General features: G+C 62.5%; 22 protein-coding genes, 1 tRNA gene and 1 pseudogene. 12 read left to right on the top strand and 12 right to left on the bottom strand.

Annotated elements, in window-relative coordinates; translation table 11 throughout:
- Window positions 1–23 precede the first annotated feature (23 nt).
- The 4 genes from QM996_RS02080 to QM996_RS02065 all read left to right on the top strand — a co-directional run bounded on the left by QM996_RS02080 (window position 24) and on the right by QM996_RS02065 (window position 4,833).
- Window positions 24–1,529 carry an inorganic phosphate transporter gene (locus tag QM996_RS02080; RefSeq protein WP_500269081.1) on the top strand — a complete coding sequence of 502 codons (1,506 nt, stop codon included), beginning with the start codon at window positions 24–26 and terminating at the stop codon, window positions 1,527–1,529.
- 11 nt (window positions 1,530–1,540) lie between these two features.
- Window positions 1,541–2,278 (top strand): RsmE family RNA methyltransferase, encoded by a 738-nt coding sequence (locus QM996_RS02075; RefSeq protein ID WP_500269080.1) that lies wholly within the window; start codon window positions 1,541–1,543, stop codon window positions 2,276–2,278.
- Between the two features lie 245 nt (window positions 2,279–2,523).
- Window positions 2,524–3,897 carry a glutamate--cysteine ligase gene (locus QM996_RS02070; protein WP_500269079.1) on the top strand — a complete coding sequence of 458 codons (1,374 nt, stop codon included), beginning with the start codon at window positions 2,524–2,526 and terminating at the stop codon, window positions 3,895–3,897.
- Window positions 3,898–4,005: 108 nt separating this feature from the next.
- Window positions 4,006–4,833, top strand: a complete 828-nt coding sequence (locus QM996_RS02065) for a DUF937 domain-containing protein (protein ID WP_500269078.1) — start codon at window positions 4,006–4,008, stop codon at window positions 4,831–4,833.
- Between the two features lie 330 nt (window positions 4,834–5,163).
- Here the strand turns inward: QM996_RS02065 and QM996_RS02060 are convergent, their stop codons facing one another.
- A complete protein-coding gene (locus QM996_RS02060) occupies window positions 5,164–5,457 on the bottom strand; it encodes a DUF1127 domain-containing protein (RefSeq protein WP_500269077.1) in 294 nt (97 codons plus the stop codon).
- A 211-nt stretch (window positions 5,458–5,668) separates the two neighbouring features.
- Between QM996_RS02060 and QM996_RS02055 the strand changes: the two genes are divergently transcribed.
- A complete protein-coding gene (locus QM996_RS02055) occupies window positions 5,669–6,619 on the top strand; it encodes a LysR family transcription regulator (RefSeq protein WP_500269076.1) in 951 nt (316 codons plus the stop codon).
- A 227-nt stretch (window positions 6,620–6,846) separates the two neighbouring features.
- A complete protein-coding gene (locus tag QM996_RS02050) occupies window positions 6,847–7,758 on the top strand; it encodes a hydrogen peroxide-inducible genes activator (protein WP_500269075.1) in 912 nt (303 codons plus the stop codon).
- A gap of 13 nt (window positions 7,759–7,771) precedes the next feature.
- Here QM996_RS02050 and QM996_RS02045 read toward each other — a convergent pair whose 3' ends face one another.
- The 5 genes and pseudogenes from QM996_RS02045 to QM996_RS02025 form a co-directional block, all read right to left on the bottom strand.
- A complete protein-coding gene (locus QM996_RS02045) occupies window positions 7,772–8,647 on the bottom strand; it encodes a dienelactone hydrolase family protein (RefSeq protein ID WP_500269074.1) in 876 nt (291 codons plus the stop codon).
- Window positions 8,648–8,760: 113 nt separating this feature from the next.
- Window positions 8,761–9,789, bottom strand: coding sequence for a zinc-dependent alcohol dehydrogenase (adhP, locus tag QM996_RS02040; RefSeq protein ID WP_500269073.1), 1,029 nt, complete (start codon window positions 9,787–9,789; stop codon window positions 8,761–8,763).
- 139 nt (window positions 9,790–9,928) lie between these two features.
- Window positions 9,929–10,345, bottom strand: a complete 417-nt coding sequence (locus QM996_RS02035; protein ID WP_500269072.1) for an MAPEG family protein — start codon at window positions 10,343–10,345, stop codon at window positions 9,929–9,931.
- Window positions 10,346–10,444: 99 nt separating this feature from the next.
- A complete protein-coding gene (guaB, locus tag QM996_RS02030; RefSeq protein WP_500269071.1) occupies window positions 10,445–11,947 on the bottom strand; it encodes an IMP dehydrogenase in 1,503 nt (500 codons plus the stop codon).
- Between the two features lie 204 nt (window positions 11,948–12,151).
- A pseudogene (locus tag QM996_RS02025) lies at window positions 12,152–12,292 on the bottom strand (MBL fold metallo-hydrolase); the annotation flags it as partial.
- Between the two features lie 147 nt (window positions 12,293–12,439).
- Between QM996_RS02025 and QM996_RS02020 the strand changes: the two are divergent.
- On the top strand, window positions 12,440–13,849 hold the full coding sequence (locus QM996_RS02020; protein ID WP_500269070.1) for an MFS transporter: 1,410 nt from the start codon (window positions 12,440–12,442) through the stop codon (window positions 13,847–13,849).
- Between the two features lie 62 nt (window positions 13,850–13,911).
- On the opposite strand, the gene QM996_RS02015 is transcribed toward QM996_RS02020, so the two are convergent.
- Genes QM996_RS02015 through QM996_RS02005 form a run of 3 tightly spaced genes read right to left on the bottom strand, consistent with a single transcriptional unit; the run spans window position 13,912 to window position 16,611 of the window.
- Window positions 13,912–14,292, bottom strand: coding sequence for a VOC family protein (locus QM996_RS02015; protein WP_500269069.1), 381 nt, complete (start codon window positions 14,290–14,292; stop codon window positions 13,912–13,914).
- 1 nt (window position 14,293) lies between these two features.
- A complete protein-coding gene (locus QM996_RS02010) occupies window positions 14,294–15,031 on the bottom strand; it encodes an RlmE family RNA methyltransferase (protein ID WP_429812327.1) in 738 nt (245 codons plus the stop codon).
- Entirely contained in the window at window positions 15,028–16,611 is a 1,584-nt protein-coding gene (locus QM996_RS02005; RefSeq protein ID WP_500269068.1) for a Ppx/GppA phosphatase family protein, read from the bottom strand. Before QM996_RS02005 ends, QM996_RS02010 begins: the two co-directional genes overlap by 4 nt.
- A gap of 364 nt (window positions 16,612–16,975) precedes the next feature.
- On the opposite strand from QM996_RS02005, the gene QM996_RS02000 reads away from it, so the two are divergent.
- The 4 genes from QM996_RS02000 (at window position 16,976) to QM996_RS01985 (ending at window position 19,215) form a co-directional block, all read left to right on the top strand.
- Window positions 16,976–17,049: transfer RNA gene (locus tag QM996_RS02000), tRNA-Gln, on the top strand.
- A 347-nt stretch (window positions 17,050–17,396) separates the two neighbouring features.
- Window positions 17,397–17,546, top strand: coding sequence for a hypothetical protein (locus QM996_RS01995; RefSeq protein WP_500269067.1), 150 nt, complete (start codon window positions 17,397–17,399; stop codon window positions 17,544–17,546).
- A gap of 930 nt (window positions 17,547–18,476) precedes the next feature.
- Window positions 18,477–18,677 carry a hypothetical protein gene (locus QM996_RS01990; protein WP_500269066.1) on the top strand — a complete coding sequence of 67 codons (201 nt, stop codon included), beginning with the start codon at window positions 18,477–18,479 and terminating at the stop codon, window positions 18,675–18,677.
- 133 nt (window positions 18,678–18,810) lie between these two features.
- Window positions 18,811–19,215, top strand: coding sequence for a hypothetical protein (locus QM996_RS01985; RefSeq protein WP_500269065.1), 405 nt, complete (start codon window positions 18,811–18,813; stop codon window positions 19,213–19,215).
- Between the two features lie 21 nt (window positions 19,216–19,236).
- On the opposite strand, the gene QM996_RS01980 is transcribed toward QM996_RS01985, so the two are convergent.
- The gene (locus QM996_RS01980; protein ID WP_500269064.1) at window positions 19,237–19,986 is read right to left on the bottom strand and encodes an SDR family NAD(P)-dependent oxidoreductase; all 750 of its coding nucleotides are present in this window, start codon (window positions 19,984–19,986) and stop codon (window positions 19,237–19,239) included.
- A gap of 94 nt (window positions 19,987–20,080) precedes the next feature.
- On the opposite strand from QM996_RS01980, the gene QM996_RS01975 reads away from it, so the two are divergent.
- Entirely contained in the window at window positions 20,081–20,977 is an 897-nt protein-coding gene (locus QM996_RS01975; RefSeq protein WP_500269063.1) for a LysR family transcriptional regulator, read from the top strand.
- Between the two features lie 32 nt (window positions 20,978–21,009).
- On the opposite strand, the gene QM996_RS01970 is transcribed toward QM996_RS01975, so the two are convergent.
- Together QM996_RS01970 and QM996_RS01965 are read right to left on the bottom strand one after the other, a co-directional pair.
- Complete coding sequence (locus QM996_RS01970) at window positions 21,010–21,705, bottom strand: response regulator transcription factor (protein WP_500269062.1); 696 nt, start codon at window positions 21,703–21,705, stop codon at window positions 21,010–21,012.
- 1 nt (window position 21,706) lies between these two features.
- Window positions 21,707–22,084: a DNA-binding transcriptional response regulator gene (locus tag QM996_RS01965; protein ID WP_500269061.1), complete on the bottom strand. Its 378-nt coding sequence runs from the start codon at window positions 22,082–22,084 to the stop codon at window positions 21,707–21,709.
- Between the last annotated feature and the right edge of the window lies 1 nt (window position 22,085).

Genomic DNA, 22,085 nt, shown 5'->3' with positions numbered 1-22,085 from the left:
TGGTGACAATGGAGTTCCAGGCAGTGGCACAGCCGCGCATACGCCTCGCAAAACAGACGATCGACAAAGATCTCGACAAGCTCAGCCTTGCCGAAGAGGCATCGCAGCATGTCCGCCGCAGCCTGGCGGCGCCGGCGCTCGCCGGTCTCTTTCTGCTCTTGAGCATGGCCTTTGCCGCGAGCTTCGTGACGCATTCCGCGACCGCGCCAATCATCATCGCCGCGGCCGCCATCGCCGGCTACATGGCCATGAACATCGGCGCGAACGACGTGACCAACAACGTCGGCGCTGCCGTCGGCGCCAAGGCGATGTCGATGGCGACCGCACTTGCCATCGCCGCCGTCTTCGAAATTGCCGGCGCAATGCTTGCCGGGCGGGAGGTGGCGCTAACGATCGAAGCCGGTATCGTCTATGGCGAAGACGTGCTCGGCCCACAGACGATCGTCTGGATCATGATGGCGGCGCTGGCCTCTTCGGCGGCCTGGATCAACATCGCCACCTATTCCGGCGCGCCGGTTTCGACCACGCACTCGATCATCGGCGGCATCGTCGGAGCGGGCATCGCGGCGGCCGGCTTTTCCAGCGTGCAATGGTGGTCGCTCGCCGGCATCACGCTCAGTTGGTCGGTCTCGCCGCTGCTGGGGGGCACGATCGCCGCCGCCTTCCTCGCCTTCCTCAAGGAATTCATCATCTATCGCGAGGACAAGATCGCCGCGGCGAGGCGGTGGATGCCGGTCATTCTCGGTGTCACCGCGGGCTCCTTCACCGCATATCTCGCGGAGATCGCCCTGGTCCAGGTGGCCTCAATTTCTTTGCCAACGGGGCTCGGTTTGGGCGCCGTCATCGGCACCGCCATCTATTTTCTGACCAAGCCGTGGATCTACAGACAGTCCGAGGGGCTGGACAACCGCAACCAGTCGCTTCGCAAGCTGTTCCGTGCGCCGCTCATTCTGGCCGCGGCGCTGCTCTCCTTCGCCCACGGCGCCAACGACGTCTCCAACGCCATCGGCCCCTTGTCCGCGATCGTTTCGGCTCTGGATGGGGTCATTGCGACGGAGAAATCGCCGGCTCCCCTGTGGGAACTGGCGATCGGGGCGCTCGGCATCTCGATCGGTCTGCTGCTCTATGGACCGAAGCTCATTCGCGTCGTCGGTGAGGAGATCACCAAGCTCAATCCGATGCGCGCCTTCTGCGTCGCGCTCGCCACCGCCGTCACGGTGCTGCTGGCATCGGCGCTCGGACTGCCGATCAGTTCGACGCACACGGCGGTCGGCGCCGTCTTCGGCGTCGGTTTCTTCCGCGAATGGTACATCCGCAATTCCAAACGCCGCATGCAGTTTGTCCGGGAGCGGACAGGCCAGACCGACTTCATGGAAACGGCGGAAACCAACTTCGCCGAAGTCCGGCGCCGGCGGCTCGTACGCCGCTCTCACTTCCTGACGATCGTCGGCGCCTGGGTCATCACCGTTCCCGCCTCGGCAGCGCTATCGGCTGTCCTCTACTTCATTCTCTCCGGCATTTTCATGTGAAGGCACTCCCTATGCGCGCCAATTTTCGCATGCAGCGACTGTTCGTCGAACATCCCCTTGGCGCGGGCTCCGCCCACGAGACGACCAAGGAGCAGTTCAACTACCTGGTGAATGTGCTGCGCTATGAAGAGGGTTCTTCGATCCTCGTCTTCAACGGACGTGACGGCGAGTGGCGGGCGGAACTCTCTTTCGCCAGCAGGAAGAAGCTGGTGCTGACCGCCGTCGAGCAGACGCGGCCGCAGCCGGAACCCTGTGATCTCGTCTATCTTTTCGCGCCGCTGAAGGTCGGCAGGCTCGACTATCTCGTGCAGAAGGCCGTCGAAATGGGCGCAGGTGTGCTGCAGCCTGTCATGACGCAGCATGTGCAAGGCAAGCTCGGCAACATCGAGCGCGTGCGCGCCAATGTCATCGAGGCGGCCGAACAATGCGGCGTGCTCGGCATTCCCGATGTCGAGGAGCCGCGCCGACTGGAGGACGTGTTGGCCACCTGGCCCAGCGACCGACGCATCATTTTCTGCGACGAAGGCAGCGATAGCCAGAACCCGCTGCCGATCCTCTCGGCCGTCAAGGAAAAGAAACTCGCTCTGCTGATCGGTCCCGAAGGCGGTTTTTCGGAAGGTGAGCGGACGCTGCTACGCAGCCTCGACTTTGTCAGCAGCATCCCGCTTGGACCGCGAATCCTCAGGGCCGATACCGCCGCAGTCGCGGCCATGGCGGTCATCCAGGCGACTGTCGGCGACTGGCGATAGCCGGTCGTTCCGGAGCAGACCGGGTACCGCTCGTTGTCCTAAAAGAAGAGGGATCTCTCAAGACAAGGTAGGGTTGGATCGAGGATACCTCGTTCCACGGAGCTTGCTCCAGCGCAAGCAATCGTCCTACTTTTTTTGATGAGATCTTGAAAGAAATTGACTTGCACCGCACCTGATTACGGTTCAAGCAGCCTTCATCAATTCCCGCTATCCAGCGAGAGCCGCCCAAACAAAAGAAGACGCTCATGGCCCGAGATACCACCGACCAGACGCCGGTAACCTCTATCGCTGACCTGACCGCCTACCTGGCAGCAGGTTCGAAACCGGTGGAGCGGTTCCGGATCGGCACGGAGCACGAAAAGTTCGCCTTCTTTAAGGCGGACAACAGCCCAGTCCCCTATTTCGGCGAGGCCAGCATCCAGGCGCTCCTGAACGGCATGGCCGCCAAGAGCGGCTGGGAACCGATCGTCGACGAAGGCAACATCATCGGTCTCGCCGAACAATCGGGCAATGGCGCGATTTCGCTGGAGCCCGGCGGCCAGTTCGAGCTTTCCGGCGCACCGCTCGAAAATCTGCACCAGACCTGCAAGGAGTCGAACCAGCACCTCGCCGTGCTGCGCGAAATCGCCGAGCCGCTCGGCATCCGTTTTCTCGGCATCGGCGGCAGCCCGAAGTGGACCTTCGCCCAGACGCCGCGCATGCCGAAATCACGTTATGGCATCATGAGCCGCTATATGCCGAAGGTCGGCACCAAGGGCCTCGACATGATGTATCGCACCTGCACGATCCAGGTGAACCTCGACTTCTCCTCGGAAGAGGACATGCGCCGCAAGATGCAGGTGTCACTGAAGCTGCAGCCGCTGGCGACCGCGCTCTTCGCAAGCTCACCGTTTACCGACGGCAAGCCGAACGGGCTCTTATCCTGGCGCGGCGACATCTGGCGCGACACCGATAATCAACGTGCCGGCCTGCTGCCATCCGCCTTCGGCCCGGATTTCGGCTTTGCCGACTATGTCGAATGGGCGCTCGACGTGCCGATGTACTTCGTCGTACGCGACGGCCACTACCACGACTGTACCCACGTCACCTTCCGCCAGTTCATGGCAGGTGCGCTCAAGGGCGAAATTGCCGAGTGGCAGCCGAACATGGGTGACTGGACGAACCATCTCTCGACGCTGTTCCCCGACGTTCGGCTCAAGCGCTTCCTCGAAATGCGCGGCGCCGATGGCGGTCCGTGGCGGCGGATCTGCGCGCTGCCGGCCTTCTGGGTAGGCCTGCTCTACGACCGCGAAGCGCTTGCTGCCGCGGAGACCCTGACGCGCGACTGGACTTTCGAGGAGGTAAGCGCGATGCGCGACGCGGTGCCGGTGCAGGCGCTCGCGACCAGGTTCCGCACGGGCAGCCTCTACGACATTGCCCGCGAGGTCATCGCCATTTCGCGCGGCGGCCTGAAGCGTCGCAACCGGCTGAACGGCGAAGGCATCGACGAAAGCCAGTTCCTGGCGCCGCTTGACGAGGTGCTCGCCAAGAAGGCGACGCTCGCCGAAGACCTGTTGGCACTCTACAACGGTCGCTGGAACGGCTCGGTCGAACCGGTTTTCGCCGAATACCAATATTGAGGCACCCGCCGGGCGCTCTCAAAAAGCGGTTTCCAGCCCCCGATTTCCCGTTATAGTGCAAGGATATGCGTCGCTTAGAGCGCCGCGCGTCCATAAAGGGGAACTGGGATGGCACCGCTTTTCGACATGTTCGCACAGGCGCAGAACGGCAAGGCCATCGAACTGATGGCTCAACAATTCGGCCTCGCCCAGGAGCAGATGACGAAGGCGACGGCGGCGTTGCTGCCGGCATTTTCGGCCGCCTTCAAGCGCAACACGGCCAACCCTTATGATTTCGGCGCGCTGCTCACGGCGCTCGGCAGCGGCAACTATGCCAAATACTTCGAAGACATGAGCCAGGCCTTCACGCCACAGGGCATGGTCGACGGCAACGGTGTCCTCGGACAGTTGTTCGGGTCGAAGGAAATGTCGCGCGCGATCGCCGCGCAGGCCGCCCAGGTCACCGGCATCAGCCAGGAGATCTACAAGCAGATGCTGCCGGTCATGGCCGATACGCTGATGGGCGGGCTGTTCAAGCAGACGACCGGGCAATTCGCCGCCGCAAGTGACGCCTTCGCCAACAACCCGATGGCAGCGGCGATGCGCCAGTGGATGGAAGCGGCCGGCTTTGCCAAGAAGCCGGAGCCGCAACCGAACCCATTCGACAACCCCTTCACGCAGGCGATGCAGGGCTTCTTCGGCATGGCCAAGAAGGAAGAGAAGCCCAAGACACCGGACGTCTTTGCCGACAACCCCTTCGTCAAGGCGTTTCAGGATATGATGCAGGCGGGCGCCACCGGCGCGCAGAAGCCGGCACCGGACAACCCGGCGCTTGCCCAGTTCTCCCAGGTAATGAACAGCATGTTCGACACCGGGCTGGAAATGCAGAAGGAATACCAGAAGAACGTCGAGGCCCTGTTCGACGCCTACAAGGCCGGGCCTGGCACAAAGAGCTAAAACGCCCCTTCCCTGTCCATGCCCCGTCGGCCGGCGCAGCCTGCTGCGCCTGAGCGCGCGCACCCCAGTGCAAAAGAAAAAGGCCCAGTACATGTCTTGGTCATGTACCGGGCCAAGCGGCAGGGTCTATTGGCTCTACCCTGCGGGGAACGTTTGGGCGCGCGACCTCTGGCGATCAGCAGCACCGAACTTGGAAATTCGCAGCATGATCCGCGGCGGCGGCAGGCTTTCGCGGATCATGCTCGACTGGCACACCCTAAGCGGCGGGATGCGCCGTGAAGCGGGCCGAGGGTGCGCTCCCGCGTCCACCCCGCTCCAACTCGTCAATGGTCAGTCGTGACGGATCCCCTTGTAGAAGAGGCTCGCCCGGTTTCGCGATGCGCGGGTCAGATAGCTCGCCGGATTGTCGAAGAAGGGCGAGGTGATCGCCTCGCGCACATCTTCTCGCTTCAGCCCCATATCGAGGAGCTGGCGGTCATCCAGGTCATTCAGACGGCCGATCGCATATCGGTTTCGCAGTTGGCGCCATACGGACGTCAGCATCCCTGCAACGCCGACGGCGCGGGAGGCATGGGACTGCTTTCCTGCAACGAGGTCGAGATCGAGGACGTGAGTCGTGCGCATGACGGTACTCCTTTTCTTTCAGGCACGAAGAGGCCCATCCCCTGCGGGGAGGTCAAACGCAGGGGCGGGCCAAAAAGTTTGGGAATCGCCGGCGAAATTGCCGGCCGGGGATCGATGAATTTGCCCCTAATAGATCGCAAATCCTTATTGATCAGTCCAACGAATGTTTTTAATGATATTCATCAAACAATCTTATGGATGCATCACGGCCATGTCCGCACCGCTCGATATCGACCAGCTCCAGACCTTTGTCGCGATCGCCGACACGGGTAGCTTCACCAAGGCGGCCGACCGGGTCTTCAAGACCCAATCCGCCGTGTCGATGCAGATGCGCCGCCTGGAAGAGCGCATCGGCAAGCCGCTTTTCATGAAGGACGGGCGCGGCAACCGGCTGACCGTCGAGGGCGACCGGCTGCTCAATTTCGCACGCCGCATGATCCGCCTCAACAACGAAGCGATCGCCTCCTTCGACGACAATCGCCTCGAAGGCACGCTGCGCATCGGCACGCCCGACGATTACGCCGACCGCTACATGCCCGAAATCATCATGCGCTTCGCCAAGACGCATCCGAATGTGGAGCTCAATATCGTCTGCGAACCCTCCGTGGATCTCGCCGAAAAGATGGCCAAGGGCGACCTCGACATTGCACTGGTCACGCACAATCCGCGCGCCCGCGCTTCCGACGTCGTCCGCACGGAGCCGCTCTGCTGGGTCAGCTCGATCAACCATCCGCTGCCGGAGAACGCACCGATCCCGCTCGCCGTCGGCCGACGTGACTGTCTCTGGCGGCAGGCCGCCTGCGCGGCGCTCGATGCGACCGGGCGGGAATACCAGATCCTGTTCACGAGCTGGTCTTCGACGGTGGTCGCTGCCGCAGTGCTGGCCGGCATGGCAGTGTCGGTCCTGCCGGAATCGGCGCTCCGTCCTGGTATGAAGGTGCTGACGCTCGCAGACGGCTTCCCGGCGCTGGCGCCGGTGCAGATCGGCATCATGAAGCGTCCGGGTCTCTCGCCCTCGCTCTCGAATGCGATCAGCAACCACATCACCGCCTGCCTCGACAACATCACGCCGATCAGCACCAATGACGATATCGATGCCGATATCAAGGGCTTCCCACGCTATCCGCGCCTCAGGCAGAGCCATATGCTGCCGGGCTGGTAAAAGCGGCGAAAACAAAAAAGGAAGGCCACGCGATCGGAGGAGCGAGTGGCCTTTTTTCTTTGCAGCTGTCCACGGCAGCGCGCCCTCCGGCCTGTTCCTTGGCGGTGCCGACCGCATCCGCGTCGCGGGTCCGGAGTGCCGCCCAGCCACCTCGGCGAGCCTGATTTTCATCGCCGACGATAATCTCCGATTGCATTTGAACTCAAATTTGATAGGGCGTTCCTATCATGCTCACACTCCGACAGATGCGCTACTTCGAGGCCCTTGCCTCCGTTCGCCACTTCGGCAAGGCCGCCGAACTCGTTCACGTCAGCCAGCCGGCGCTCTCCGCCCAGATCATGGAAATGGAAAACCATCTGGGCGTGAAACTGGTGGAGCGCAGCCGCAGCGGCGTTTTTCTCACCCGCAAGGGCGAAGAGGTGCTGGCCCGCACCCGCTCCATCCTCGCCGAGGTGGACCTGCTCGAGCAGAGCGCGCGCGCCAGCGCCGGGACGCTCGAGGGACGGATCCGCATCGGCGTTATTCCGACGCTCGCGCCCTACCTCGTGCCGCGTCTGGTGCCGCATCTGCGCAGCGTCTATCCGGCAATCGAGATCGAGTTGAGGGAATCGGTAACATCGCGGCTGGTTGGCGATCTCGGCGAGGGTCTGCTCGACGCGGTCGTTGCGGCGCTGCCGATCGACATGGAAGGACTTGCGACGAAGCCGCTCTTCTCCGACCGGTTCTACATGGCGATGGCCGACGATGAGCGCAACATCCTGATGTCGCCGCTGACCGAAGACCAGGTCGATGTCGAACAGCTCCTCCTGCTGGAAGAAGGGCACTGCCTGCGCGACCAAGCGCTGGCCGTCTGCAGCACGGCCGGTAAGCGGCGCCTTGTCAGCTTCGGCGCCACGTCGATGACGACGCTCCTGCAGATGGTCGCCAACGGCATGGGCATGACGCTGATCCCCGAGATTGCCATTGCGACCGAGGCCGCGCGCAACTCGATCCGCATCGTACCGTTCGCAGCCCCCGAACCGGCCCGCGAGATCGGCCTCGTCTGGCGCCGCAGCAGCCCGCGCGAGCGCGACATGGAGGCGCTCGCGGCGGCCATCAGCGGCTGCGCCGACGATATCATCCGGGCGGCGGCGGCTTAAGCGAAACCAAAGCTCAGGCGAGCTTTGCCTTCAGGAACTCCACGGTCCGGCTCCAGGCGAGATCGGCGGCAGCCTTGTCATAGCGCGCCGCGGAAGTGTCGTTGTTGAAGGCGTGGTTGACGCCGTCATAGATGTAGATCGTCGCATCCTTGCCGTTGTCCTTGAGCGCCTTCCGATACGCGTCGATGCCGGCATTGATACGCTCGTCGAGCCCGGCATAGTGCAGCAGCAGGGCGGCTTTGATCTTCGGTACTTCCTCCCCCTTGGGCTGAGCGCCATAATAGGCAACGCCGGCCTTGAGATCGGGCGAGCCGACGGCGAGCCGATTGACGAGACCGCCTCCCCAGCAGAAGCCGATGGCGCCGACCTTCGCCGTCGATTGTTGGTGCCCTTGCAGGAAGGCCACGGTCGCCACGGCATTCGCCGTCGTTGCTGCCGCATCCAGCGCGCCGATCATCTCGCGCGCCTTGTCCTCGTCCGTCGGCGTCCCGCCCGACGGCGACAGGAAGTCGGGTGCAAGCGTGAGGAAGCCTTCGAGCGCCATGCGGCGCGTAACGTCGCGGATATGCGGATTGAGCCCGCGGTTTTCATGAATGACGATCACCGCCGGCAGCTTGCCGCTCATCTGTGCCGGGCGAACGAGATAGCCTTTCATGTCGCCCGCCGCACCGGGATAGGTAATGTCCTCGCCGGCGACCCGTGTGTCGGTCGCAGCAATGATCTCCGCCTTGGCGCCGTTGGCAGCAAGCAACGGCGCGATCGCCGCTGCCGCGGCGGCAGAGCCGGCCAGCCCGGTCAGCTTTTCCATGAAGCGGCGGCGATCGAGGGTCAGGTGCGTGTATTCGTCATAGGCGTCGATCATCGCCTGCGTAATTTTCAGTTCCTGCATGTCGGCCTCCTTCGGTTTCGTTCTCCCGTGGCGGCAGACAGAACCGCCCGCGACAGAATAGGTGCGCGGACGGAGTGGAACAGACAAACTTGCGTTACCAATCGTGAACGGCGTCAGCCGTTGAGGTCGAGCACGATCCGGCCGTCGATCTTGCCTTCTTCCATGCGCTGAAAGATGGCGTTGATGTTCTCGATCTTGTCCCAGCTGAAATGCGAGGCGACCTTGCCTTCGCCAGCGAACTCCAGCGACTCCTCGAGGTCCTGGCGTGTGCCGACGATGGAACCGCGGATGGTGATGCGCTTCAGTACCGTATCGAAGATCGGCAGGCACATCTGGCCCGGCGGCAGGCCGACCAGTGCCATGGTTCCCTTGGAGCGCAGCATATTGAACGCCTGCTCCATCGCCTTGGGCGCCACCGCCGTCACCAGCGCTCCGTGCACGCCGCCGGTCGCCCTTTGGACCTGATCGACTGCATCCCTGTCGCGCGCGTCGACGACGAGGTCGGCACCAAGCTTTCTCGCCAGCGCCAGCTTGTCCGGAAAGATATCGACGGCGGCGACATGCATGCCCATCGCCTTGGCGTATTGCACCGCCATGTGGCCGAGCCCGCCGATGCCGGAGATCAACGCCCATTCGCCGGGACGAACCTCGGTCTCCTTCAGGCCCTTGTAGACGGTGACGCCGGCGCAGAGGATCGGCGCGGCCGGTCCGAATTCAAGCTTTGCCGGCAGGCGCCCGACGAAATCCGGATCGGCAAGACCGTACTGGGCAAAGGTACCGTTGACGGAGTAGCCGGTGTTCTGCTGGCTGCCGCAAAGCGTCTCCCAGCCGGTGCGGCAGGGCGTGCAGCCGCCGCAGGCCGTGTGCAGCCACGGCACGCCGACGCGGTCGCCTTCCTTCAGGCGCGCGACGCCGCTGCCGAGCTTGGCGACATAACCGACGCCTTCGTGTCCGGGGATGAAGGGCGGCTTCGGCTTGACCGGCCAATCGCCGTTGGCGGCATGCAGGTCCGTATGGCAGACGCCGGTCGCCTCGTATTTGATCAGCACCTGGCCGGGGCCCGGCTCCGGTATCGGCACTTCCTCGATTACCAGCGGCTTGCCGAATTCGCGCACCACGGCGGCTTTCATCGTTGTGGTCATCTCGTCCTCCGATGACGTTGTCGTCCAACGTCAGCAGACTACCCGCAAGGGCAGCACCGGGTACTTGATGCGTATCAAGGCGCGAAGATCACTTTGGCAAACTGTCTCAGATCTGAGCCAGTCGCGACCTAAGTCGGGATCAGCTCATCGCCATCCAGACGGCAAGCCACACCCACATAGCGAAAAGCGTCGCGACGCCCGCCATGAACAGCGGCCGGCGATAACGGATGCGGTTGCTGGTGACATGCACCAAGGCATGCACATAGCGCAGCACGACGAAAAGCCAGGCGAGAGCGAGGGAAACGATGTTGTCGGCCTCGGTGATGTAGAGCAGCACGCAGCAGACGTAGAAGAGAACCGGCAGCTCGAACTGGTTGGCGATGCTGTTCTTCACCACCAGGCTTTCGCCCGGCTCATCGCGGTTCTCGCGAAACTGGGCCGCATGCACCTTGCCGGCGCGGACAAGCGTCATCCGGCGGAAGGAGAGGAGAGCGTAGAGGCTGAAGACGAGAAAGACATGGACCACGATTGGCCAGAAAATCTCGAAACCCGTCATGCACTGCTCCCTGAAACACGTTTACTCTGAAAAAATATCTTATCTGAAAAGGTGAAGGGCGCCGCGGGATGACACGGCGCCCTTCGGATGCAATCGCGATCAGTGTGCGCCCGGATAATTCGGGCTCTCGCGGGTGATTGTCACGTCATGGGCGTGGCTTTCGCGAAGCCCGGCGCCGGAGATACGCACGAACTGGGCGCGCTCCTGGTATTCCTTGATGGTCGGGCCGCCGACGTAGCCCATGGACGCCTTGAGGCCGCCGGCGAGCTGGTGCAGCACGCCTGCAACCGGGCCCTTGTAGGGAACCTGGCCTTCGATGCCTTCCGGAACCAGCTTCAGCGTATCGCGCACTTCCGCCTGGAAGTAGCGGTCCGCCGAGCCGCGGGCCATGGCGCCGACGGAACCCATGCCGCGATAGGCCTTGAAGGAACGGCCCTGATAGAGGAACACTTCGCCCGGGCTTTCATCGGTGCCGGCAAGCAGCGAGCCGATCATGACGGCCGAAGCGCCGGCGGCGATCGCCTTGGCGAGGTCGCCGGAGAACTTGATGCCGCCGTCGGCGATGACGGGAATGCCGGCGGCCTGGGCAGCCTCGACGGCGCTCATGATCGCGGCCAGCTGCGGAACACCGACACCGGCAACGATGCGGGTGGTGCAGATCGAGCCCGGGCCGATACCGACCTTGACCGCATCCGCACCGGCATCGATCAACGCCTTGGTGCCGGCGGCAGTGGCGACGTTGCCGGCCATGATGCGAACCGAGTTCGAGAGCTTCTTGACGCGACCAACGGCGTCGAGCACGCGCTGCGAATGGCCGTGGGCGGTGTCGACGACGATCAGGTCGACGCCGGCATCGATCAGCCGCTCGGCGCGCTCAAAGCCGTCATCACCGACCGAAATGGCGGCGGCGGCGCGAAGGCGGCCTTGCGCGTCCTTTGAGGCGTTCGGATTGAGCTGCGCCTTCTCGATGTCCTTGACGGTGATCAGACCGACGCAGCGCCCGCCGGCATCGACGACCAGCAGCTTCTCGATGCGGTGCTTGTGAAGGAGCCGCTTGGCTTCCTGCTGGTCGACGCTTTCCTTGACCGTGACCAGATTCTCATGGGTCATCAACTCATGGATCTTCTGGTTCGGATCCGAAGCGAAGCGAACGTCGCGGTTGGTGAGGATGCCGACGAGACGGCCCTGCTTCTGGCCACCGGCGCCACCGTTCTCGACGACCGGGATGCCGGAAATTCCGTGCTGCTTCATCAGGCCCAGCGCATCGGCGAGCGTGGCATCGGGGCCGATCGTCACGGGATTGACGACCATGCCACTTTCGAACTTCTTGACCTGACGGACCTCTTCGGCCTGCTCGGCCGGCGTCAAGTTGCGGTGGATAACGCCGATGCCGCCGGCCTGCGCCATGGCGATCGCGAGGCGCCCCTCGGTCACCGTATCCATCGCCGATGACAGGATCGGCAGATTGAGGTCGATGTCCTGCGCAATGGTGGTCGCGATGTTTGTCTGACCCGGCATGACTTCGGAATGTCCGGGCAGGAGCAGAACGTCGTCGAAGGTCAAAGCCTCCAGACCAGTTGCCGTTTCGATGATGCGCGCCATGGCCAATTCCCTTCAATAAACGAAAACCCCCGGGGACGGGCTGCGATTTGTCCACCGGGTGACTTCAAAGCGTGTCTTGGAAGTTGGCGAGGGCTCGTAACACGGATATGTCAGGATGAAAATAGCCAAAGCCGGGAAATGTCCCGCCTTCGGCCGATATTTGTTGCAGGGCAACAATTTCGCAAGACACCGCCCGGGAGTCGATCAGATATCGAGCTGACAGCTGACGGGCACGAAGCGATAGCCCTCGCCCTGTTTCTCGACGAAGCCGACGGCCGGGAGCGGCATGTGGTCGCCGGTGAAGGGCAACCGCTCGCTGGCGATCATGTCGAAAACCCTGCGTCTCTGCCGCCTCAATCGGGCCAGAAGTAGCGTCTTGACAGCAAAGGCCAGCCGGGATCACAGGCTTTTGATCCGCAATCACCGGTTTCGCCCGACAAAAGCCATCACCAGCGTTAGCTTCATCGCTGACTGTCTCCGAAGCACCATTCCATGAATCGTATCGTCCCGATGATCCTCGCCGTCGCTCTCTTCATGGAGCAGATGGATTCCACCGTAATTTCCACGTCGCTGCCGGCCATCGCCCGCGACATCGGCGTCGGGCCGATCACCCTCAAGCTGGCGCTGACGGCTTATATGGTGGCGCTGGCGATCTTCATTCCCTTAAGCGGCTGGATGGCCGACCGCTTCGGCGCCAAGAAGATTTTTCGCGCGGCGATCCTCGTCTTCATCGCCGGCTCTGTTCTCTGCGCCATCTCCAACAGCCTCGTCGCCTTCGTCTTTTCGCGCTTCCTGCAGGGCATGGGCGGCGCGATGATGACGCCGGTCGCCCGCCTGGTGCTGGTGCGCGGCACGCCCCGCAGCGAACTCGTCTCGGCCATGGCGCTCCTCACGATCCCGGCGCTTGTCGGGCCGCTCGCCGGGCCGCCGCTCGGCGGCTTCATCACCACGTATTTCTCCTGGCACTGGATCTTCCTGATCAACGTGCCTGTTGGCATCGCCGGCTATATCCTCTCCGGCATCTATCTGCCGACCATGGAGCCGCGGGATCCGCCACCGGTCGATGTGCTCGGTTTCGTGCTCGGCGGAATTGCCGCGTCCGGCATCGTCTTCGGTCTCTCCGTGATCAGCCTGCCGGCTCTGCCGCCTTCCGGCGGTATCGCTTCGGTGGCGGTCGGCACACTTTCAGCGCTGCTCTATATCCGCCATGCGCGGCGCCATCCGGCGCCGGTTCTCGATCTCAACCTCTTCAAAGACAGCGCCTTTCGCGCCGCCTCGATCGGCGGCACGATCTTTCGCATCTCGGTCGGTGCGGTGCCCTTCCTGATGCCCTTGATGCTGCAGGTCGGCTTCGGGCTCAATCCGTTCCAGTCCGGCCTCATCACCTTCATCGGCGCGGTCGGCGCCATCACCACCAAGTTCTACGCGCGGCGCGTGCTCGCCTTCGCCGGTTTCCGCACGACCCTGATCCTGGCCGCAATCCTCGCCGCGATCACCACTTTCGCCAACGGCTTCTTCACGCCGGCAACGCCCTACCTGCTGATGATCACCATCTTGCTGATTGCAGGCTTTGCCCGTTCCTTCTTCTTCACCAGCGTCAATGCGCTCTCCTTCGCAGACGTCGACGATGCGGATGCCAGCAAGGCGACCTCGATGAGCGCGGTGCTGCAGCAGATCAGCCTGGCGCTCGGCGTCGCCGTTGCCGGCGCGATCCTCGAAATCGAGACCAAGCTCAGCGGCGGCCCGCTGCAACTCGACGATTTCCACACCGCCTTCATGATCATCGCCGGCGCCAACCTGATCGCGGCGATCCCGTTCCTCACCATGGCGAAGAACGCCGGCGCCTCGGTTTCCGGGCACCGGCTGCCGGTGCGCGAAGTCGAGTCGGCCGCGGGCAAGTAGGAAATTTCAGGACTTCACGTGGCGACCTGCGTGCAAAGGAAGGCGCCCGTCCGTTGCGAGAGCTATTCCGGGCGCTCGCAGACGGCAGCGATCTTGTTGCCGTCGAGATCGCGCACCCAGGTGCCGTAAAAATTGGCATGGAACGGACGCAGCCCCGGCGCGCCCTCGTCCGTGCCGCCATTGGCAAGGGCTGCCGCGTGGAAGGCATCGACGGCCGAGCGCGTCTCAGCCGTGAGTGCGATGCTCACACCATTGCCATAGGTGGCGGGCTCGCGGTTGAAGGGCGTGACCACCCAGAAACGGATGCGGTCGCCATCGGAGCCATAGCCGATCTCGGTCTCATCCTGCCGCTGGCGGCGGTAGCCGAGCGCCGGCAGCACCGCATCATAGAACGTGCCGGCGCGTTCGAGATCGTTGGTGCCGACGGTCACGTAGAGCAGCATGCTATTCAGCCGCCTCGTCTTCGGTTTCCGTCTCGCTGCCGGCCTTCTGGCGTCCCTTGAAACCCTTGGCGAGCAGGAACATTTCGACCGATTCGGCACGCGACGACGCCGGTTTCACATGGATGACCTGGCGGAAATTCTGCTTGAGCATGTTGAGCAGGTCGCGCTCCGTTCCGCCCTGGAAGGTCTTCGCCAGGAAATGCCCGCCCTCGGCGAGCACGTCGACCGCGAAATAGGCGGCAACCTCGCAGAGATGCATGGTGCGTAGGTGGTCGGTCTGGCGATGGCCTGTCGTCGGCGCCGCCATGTCGGAGATGACCAGGTCCGGCGTGCCGCCGATCGCTTCCTTGAGTTTGCCCGGCGCCTCCGGGTCAAGGAAGTCCATCTGCAGGATGCGCACACCCGGGATCGGGTCCACTTCGAGGAAATCGATCGCGGCGACGCGCGGATCGGCATCGGTCGAATTGGTGACCTTGGCGGCGATCTGCGACCAGCTTCCGGGGGCAGCGCCAAGGTCGATGATGCGGCGGGCGCCGTTCAGGATCTTGTGCTTCTCGTCGATCTCCAGGAGCTTGAAGGCCGCGCGGGCGCGATAGCCTTCGAGCTGGGCGCGCTGCACATAGGGGTCGTTGATGTGGCGCTCCAGCCAGCGGCGAGAGGATGCCTTGAGCTTGCCCTTCTTGACCTTCTGGCCAAGCTTGCGGCCGCTGCGGTTGCCGCCAACAGGGGGTTTTGTCATGCCTTGTTTCCTTCCTGGCTGCCGGCATTGGCGCCGCGCTGGTGACGGCGCGGCCGCGAGCGGCGCCAGGCTCCGTCGTCCGCCATCATATCGGTCAGCAGCCCCTCGCGCAGGCCTCGGTCCGCAACACGCATGCGCGTCGACGGCCAGCGGCGGCGGATAGCCTCGAGAATCGCGCAGCCGGCAAGCACCAGGTCGGCGCGATCCGGACCGATGCAGGGATTGGCGGCGCGCGCATTGAAGTCCCAGGAGAGCAGGCGTGCCTGCATGGCCGAGACTTCGTCGTCGGTGAGCCACAGGCCATCGACGCGGCGGCGATCGTAGCGCGGCAGGTCGAGATGCACGCCGGCAAGCGTGGTGACCGTGCCCGACGTGCCGATCAGGTGGAAACCACTACCCGACGCGCCGTTTGCCAGCGCCTCGACCGGGGGGCTTTCGAAGCGGGCGAGCATGCCCTCAACCTCATTCACCATCGCCTCGAAACTTGCCGGCGTCACATGCTGGCCGCCATGGCGCTCCGAGAGCGTGACGACGCCAACCGGCAGCGAGGTCCAATGGGTGATGTGGTTGGCAAGCCGGTTCGAGCGCGAATCACCGATTCGAATGACGGCAATCTCCGACGAGCCGCCGCCGATATCGAAGAGCACCACCGAACGCGTCTCGCGATCGACGAGCGACGAGCAGCCGGAGACGGCAAGCCGCGCCTCGGTTTCGCGGTTGATGATCTCCAGTTCCAGCCCGGTTTCGCGCGCCACCCGCTCGAGGAAGCTCTCGCCGTTTTCGGCGGCGCGCGCGGCTTCGGTCGCGATCAAGCGGCTGCGGCGAATCGTGCGGGCACCGAGCTTCGAGGCGCAGATCTTCAACGCCTCGACCGCGCGCTCCATCGCCTCGTCCGACAACCGGCCGCTGGCACCGAGCCCCTCCCCCAGGCGAACGATGCGCGAAAAGGCATCGACCACCCGGAATTGGCCCGGGCGCGTCGGCTGCGCGATCAGCAGGCGGCAATTGTTGGTGCCGAGGTCGAGCGCAGCATAAAGCGGTGCCGGCGGGTCGCTGGCGGCAACATAGGGCGTGCGCGGCTGATCGGCGCGCTGGCCCGGCCGCGGCTGTGACGCCGTCTGTCCATTGGAAGCGGAGGTCCCGGACCGCACATTGCCGCCATCGGCAGCCCTTTGCTGTACCGGCTGGCGCTCGCCGCTCGTCAGCGGACGACCCTGGAGGCCACGACGATGCCGCGCCTTCTTGCTGCGCTTGTGGCCCTTGCGCTCACCGAGCGACGGCTCGACGAGTTGCGCACTGCCGCCCTGTTGCGCGGACGCGCCTGTGGCCTGCTGTTTTGCGGATTTCGAACGACGCCGCCGTTTGCGCTTGCGCGCCGGTTGCGCATCGTTCTGTCCTGCGGGACGCCCTGCCATGCCGGCGGTGCCGGACTGGCTGGCAATTGCAGACGGCGAAGCAGACGACTTGCGTCGTTTCCGCTTGCCCTTGCCGTTGCGCGGACCGAGCTTCGATCCATCACTGCGGCCTGCTGCCGACGCCCCGGATTCGGACGGCTTTTCGCCGTGATCGGGGTCTTTCACTTGTCTCAACCATGGCGCCGCGCAAGCCCATGGGCTGCTCAAAGCGCTCTCTCGATTTTTCGTTGACGCGACTGTACCAGCGCAATCCCCATTCGCCAAACTGTTTTTGACTGCGGCGCCAAGGGCTAAGCCCGGACGCGGCCAATTCTGCGGATACCGTAACGCTCAGCACCTCGGCCTCCGCCGCTGCCGCTCGGCCACCAATGCGCGGTACCACCGCGCGCCTTCGGCACCGCAAATCGGTGCAAAAATCCTGCCGCCACATCGAGATCGCATTTTTTTGCCAAAAGGTATTTGCATTGGCCGCCGTTTTGTTTATAAGCCCGCCACACCGACGCGACGGGCAGCGCCCGACAGCGCACCTTGGGGAATAGGTTAACGGTAGACCAGCGGACTCTGACTCCGTTAGTCCTGGTTCGAATCCAGGTTCCCCAGCCAATATCTTTTTATTCAATAAAATCAGCCACTTAGCAAATATTAGCGAAAACTAAGTGTTACAGCCTTGCGGATGATCCACATGGGCTATCGCGGGTGCCGAGGCGTCTTGAGCCAAAGGTAAACACTCATAACCGCGAATCCGGCGAATGACGCGATAGCCGCGACCGCCCATAGTTCATATCGCTTCCCGAAAATTGGGATCTTAATTGTTCCGAACTCTGGGATGAAAACGCCCCAGAAAAACGTGAGCCAGCACGCCACCCAGATGAGCGCGAATCCAGTTTCGAACGGTTGCTCCGCAAGGCGGCGGCACCTTCGTTTGTGTGAAGGCAAACGCGAAGAATGCGATGGGCGGTTATACCGGACGCAAGGGATGGCTCATCCCGTTCAATAAGGCCGGGCGGATTATGAATGCTTTCGAGGGGCATCCGTTCTGCAATTACACTGAGATTAAGTATCAGCCATTCCCTGATGTTTACGCTTTGCGCAATCTCTGAAATGTCGAAAAACTCAAGCACCGTGAAACGGAACGGCATCGGCTGCTTACCGATCGCTCTCGTTATTATTGCCATACTATATTTTGTCGGGATGTAGTGATAGATATGACTATATAGATCAACAAGCATATGATGCTTTGAGAGTTAAGGGATACTCTAACACGGATGTACGAAATGCAGCCGACGCAGTCCGTCGTCTATGTGAAGCAAGCGGCGGCAATGATTGCTGACGGGACGCGGCGCGCGAAGCCAGAGGCCCGCCGCGTCAACCGGCGTGGCTCTGGCTTCAGGTCGGGTCGCCAACGTGACCCACTATGTTTTCCCGATGTAGGGAGGCTTTCGGGTTGAAAGAGTTTGGCAATGAGAGATGGGAGGCGTATAATACTTTTTGCCGGTAGCGTCTGGCCCGCGTCAAGCGACGACAAAGCTTGATGCGCCCTAATGGGTTTTAAAAGGCTCATCGGAGAAACCACCCGCTACCGGTTGTTGGAAGGTCGGGTTCAGCCCGGCCTTTTTTGTTGCCTGTGGCTCACCATCTATTTGTGATGGAAGATCTCGAGGCCGCTCGTCGGCGTAACAACGAGCTCTATCCGGATCGACCGATCAAGCGTATCGGAGACACGGTGGAGCCGTATTACCATCTGGTGATCATGAGCGGCGCCTGACTCAACGCTACGCCGCTTTCTGATCAGGAGATTGCCGCAGTCGAGGCGATAACACCGCCAGGGGTGTTTCTCCTGAGCTTGCCCCACCTGCTGGTCTTCCCTCATGCCGCGATCTTCCGCGACTGGTAGTGACCTGCAATCAGATCTTCCGGGCATTACGTCGTATGGCGTAGCTCACGTGAGCGACTGGCACTGAATTTCAGTGGCTGCTATTTTAACTCTGAAGATCAAACCCAGCTTAGGCGGGGCTTTCCAGGAGGCTGGAATGCACAGGGACGATCCTCGGATCAAACAAAAGCTGGCGCAGATCGACAATCATCGCCGCCATGCGAAATTCGCGGAAGACCAAGCCTATATGCTGTTGGAGGATGCGCAGTATTCGTATGAGCACATTGCGCGTCTGAAGCGCGAGATTTTCGAAATCGAGAGCAGCCAATCCCAAAGCAGTTTCTTGCTGTCCCAGTAGATCGTCATGGATGCGCCGCACTACAGGCCGATCCGATGGGGCGGCATGTTCTCCTGATGGCTACTTGTAGGCTCTTCTCCACCCAGCTTCGCGAGCCGGATGAAGAAACGAGAGGCTCGATGACGTCAGCACGATGGCCAAGCGCAACGGCCGCGGTGGCGATGTCGTCGAGATGGAGCTCGATCTCGAGGTTGGCTGGGCCTGTCAGCTCCTCGCAAAGTTCGGGCCCCGGTCGGAGCTTAGCCTCGAAGGCGATTGCCCTGGTCTCACCTATCTCCTGAAGAACGGCGTCCCCGCCTCGCATGTCGATGCCATCCGGACGAACTATCGAGGCGAGCTGAGCACGGCTCGTAGCCCTGGATTTGAGGATGGCGGCAGAGCGAAGAAGTCCGTGGTCGAGGAGAAGCCCCAGACGTTCTCGCCGGAGAACGGTTGGTTCGCTCCACCTTGGTCGCCGGCGCGGCTTCAGCGATCGGGCGGTTGTCCACTCGCTCTCGGCGCGTCGCGGTCGCACTGTGATAATACGGGCGCGGATTAGGTGTAACAGCCACCGAGCCATTCAAGCCAGGGTCATGCCGCCGTCGGCATGAAGTTCGATCCCGTTGACGAAGCTGCTCGCGTCGGAGGCGAGGAAGAGCGCGGCGCGTGCCAGCTCGTCCGGCCGTCCCATGCGGCCTGCCGGGATGAGTGATGCCATGTGATCCTCGAATGCCGGGCGCTCAACCTCCGATACGCCGAGCTTGCCGAGGATTTCGGTTTCAACCGGTCCTGGGCTGAGGATGTTGACGCGGATGCGGCGAGGCTTGAGCTCGATTGCCCAGTTCCTTGCAAAAGCGGCAACGGCGGCCTTCGAGCCGGCGTAGACCGCGTGGTCCGGCAACACCTTTGTCGCCGCCAGCGAGCTCGTGACGATGATGCTGCCGCCATCGCGGATCAGCGGTGCGATCATCTGTACGCCGAAGAACACGCCGCGCGTATTGATGGTGAAGTGACGATCATAGTCTTCCGGTGTCACATTGTGAGAAGCAGTGAGATTGATGACACCAGCATTGGCCATATAGATATCGAGGCCGCCAAAATGGTTCTCCACCATGTCCACCACGTGGCGGTGATGGTCGAGGTCGGCGACGTCGCCGACGATGCCAATGGCATGATGTCCGATGTCGCGCACCGCTTGGTCGACGACATCCTGCCGCCGGCCGGTAATGATAACCCGCGCGCCTTCCTCGGCGAAAAGCTTGGCGGTCGCCCTGCCGATGCCGCTATTGCCACCGGTGATAACGGCGACCTTGTCTTTGAGATGTTGCATTGTTTATCTCCTTTCAACTGAGCTTGAGATAAACGCCGGCACTCTCAGCCATTAGATCAGGGGCGGGCACATGATCTGTGCCGCGGAGTTGCAAATGCCGAACCTGCTGAACGAGACTTCTGGATTGATGGCCTTTGTGCGAACGGTGGAGGCCGGTTCCTTTAGCGCCGCGGCACGCAATCTCGATACTACGCCATCTGCGGTGTCGAAGAGCGTGGCGAGGCTTGAAAAGAAGATCGGTGCGCGTCTCTTCCTGCGCTCCACCCGGGCCCTGACGTTGACACAGGACGGCCAGATTTTCTTCGAGCGCGTCGCACCGCTCCTGCGGGATCTGGATTCGAGCGACGAGGTGATCGGTTCCCATGCCGCACTCTCCGGCCGCCTACGCGTCAGCATGCCAGGCGAGCTGGCGCCCCTGATGCTGCCGCGGCTGTTTGCAGGCTTTGCGGCCGACAATCCGAACTTACATCTTGATATCGGCCTTACCGACCGATTTGTCGATCTCATCCGGGAGGACTACGATGTAGTGTTGCGCGCTGGCAATCCGACAGAAGGCGATTTGATTGTTCGCCATCTGGCCGACCTGCCGATGGTGATCGTTGCATCTCCGGCTTTTCTTGGAACCTGGGGCAATCCGCTGTCTGTCGACGGTCTGGCAGCCGTGCCTTTTGCCCGCTACGCGCTCGGGGGCTTGATCCAGCCTGTACGCCTGGCAGACGGTAAGAGCTTTATTCCTACCGGCCGCGTCGATTGCGATTCAGGCACCGCGCTTATCCAGGCGGCGCTCGCTGGATTGGGCGCTGCCTATCTGCTGCGGTCTCTGGTAACGAAGGAGTTGCAAGCCGGTGCGCTCGTAGCTCTCGCATCGGAGATCGCGCTTCCAAGCCTGCCGTTCAATGCGTTGCATGCCTTCGGCCGCACTGTGCCATTGCGCATCAAACTGTTCTGCGACTTCATCGCGCGCGAGGCGAAGGCCATCGAGGTGATGTGAGCACAACGCACTCCCGGGCCGGATCGATCCCGTCAGAGCGAGGCACCACCGGCCTCGCGCATTGTGGCGGGCAGCGTTTCCCAGGCCCTGATCAACTCGCCGATAGAGCCGGCCTCCATTTTGCGCATGACATTGGCGCGGTGCAGCTTGACCGTAACCGCGCTTATCCCGAGGTCGAAGGCGATCTGTTTGTTGAGCCGGCCGCGTGCTACCTCGCGCAGGATTTCGCGTTCGCGGTGCGTCAGTGTTACCAGGCGCTCGATATTCCGCCTGACGACCAGAGCGTTGGCCCGTCGCGCCGCGTCGAGCGCAATGCCGGCGATCACGGCGTCGAGCAGCGTCTGGTCGCGTACCGGTTTGGTGAGGAAATCGACAGCGCCTGCTTTCATCGCCTGCACGGTCATCGGAATGTCGCCGTGCCCCGTTAGAAAGATGATTGGCTTGGCATTGCCGCTTTCCAGCAGATGGTGCTGCAGGTGAAGGCCGCTCGCCCCCGGCATGCGCACGTCAAGGATCAGGCAGCCGGGGCTGTCCAGTATATCGGCGTCAAGCACTTCGTGGGTCGAGGCGAAGCTCATCGGCTGCAGGCCCGCCGAGAGGATCAGCTCCGACAACGCCTCGCGAACAGCCGCATCGTCATCGACGATGATGACGATAGGCTCACTTGCGTTATTCTTGTGCTGTCGCGACGGCGGTGCCGATCTCCGGAGCGGCTGGTCAATTCTCATGTCACCCTCCATTTTTCGATTTCTGCAAAGCGTTCCCTATCGCGACGAGTAAGGCAGGCGCGTCGAATGGCTTTCGAAAAAAGCCGTCGACGCCCTTGGCGCGGCCCTGGTCGGCGATCTCGTGCCGGCCGGTGACCAGAAATACCGGCAGTTCCGGACGCGTCTTGTTGACGATGTCACGAAGCTCAAAGCCGTTGGTGCCCGGCATGCCAATGTCAGTGATCAACAAATCTATGTTCGACAGGCCGCGGGCCAGCAGATGCTCAGCCGACCGAAAGCAGCAAGCCGCAAAGCCGGCGGATTCCAGCAGTTCCTCCAGCGATTCGAGTAGCCGCGGATCGTCATCTACTACCGCGACGATCGGTCTTGTCGTCTCCATG

The organism is Sinorhizobium chiapasense, from assembly GCF_045277575.1.
Lineage (GTDB): Bacteria > Pseudomonadota > Alphaproteobacteria > Rhizobiales > Rhizobiaceae > Ensifer > Ensifer chiapasense_A.
Note: the sequence above shows the minus strand (reverse complement) of the source record. Positions and strands in the feature narration are given on the sequence as shown.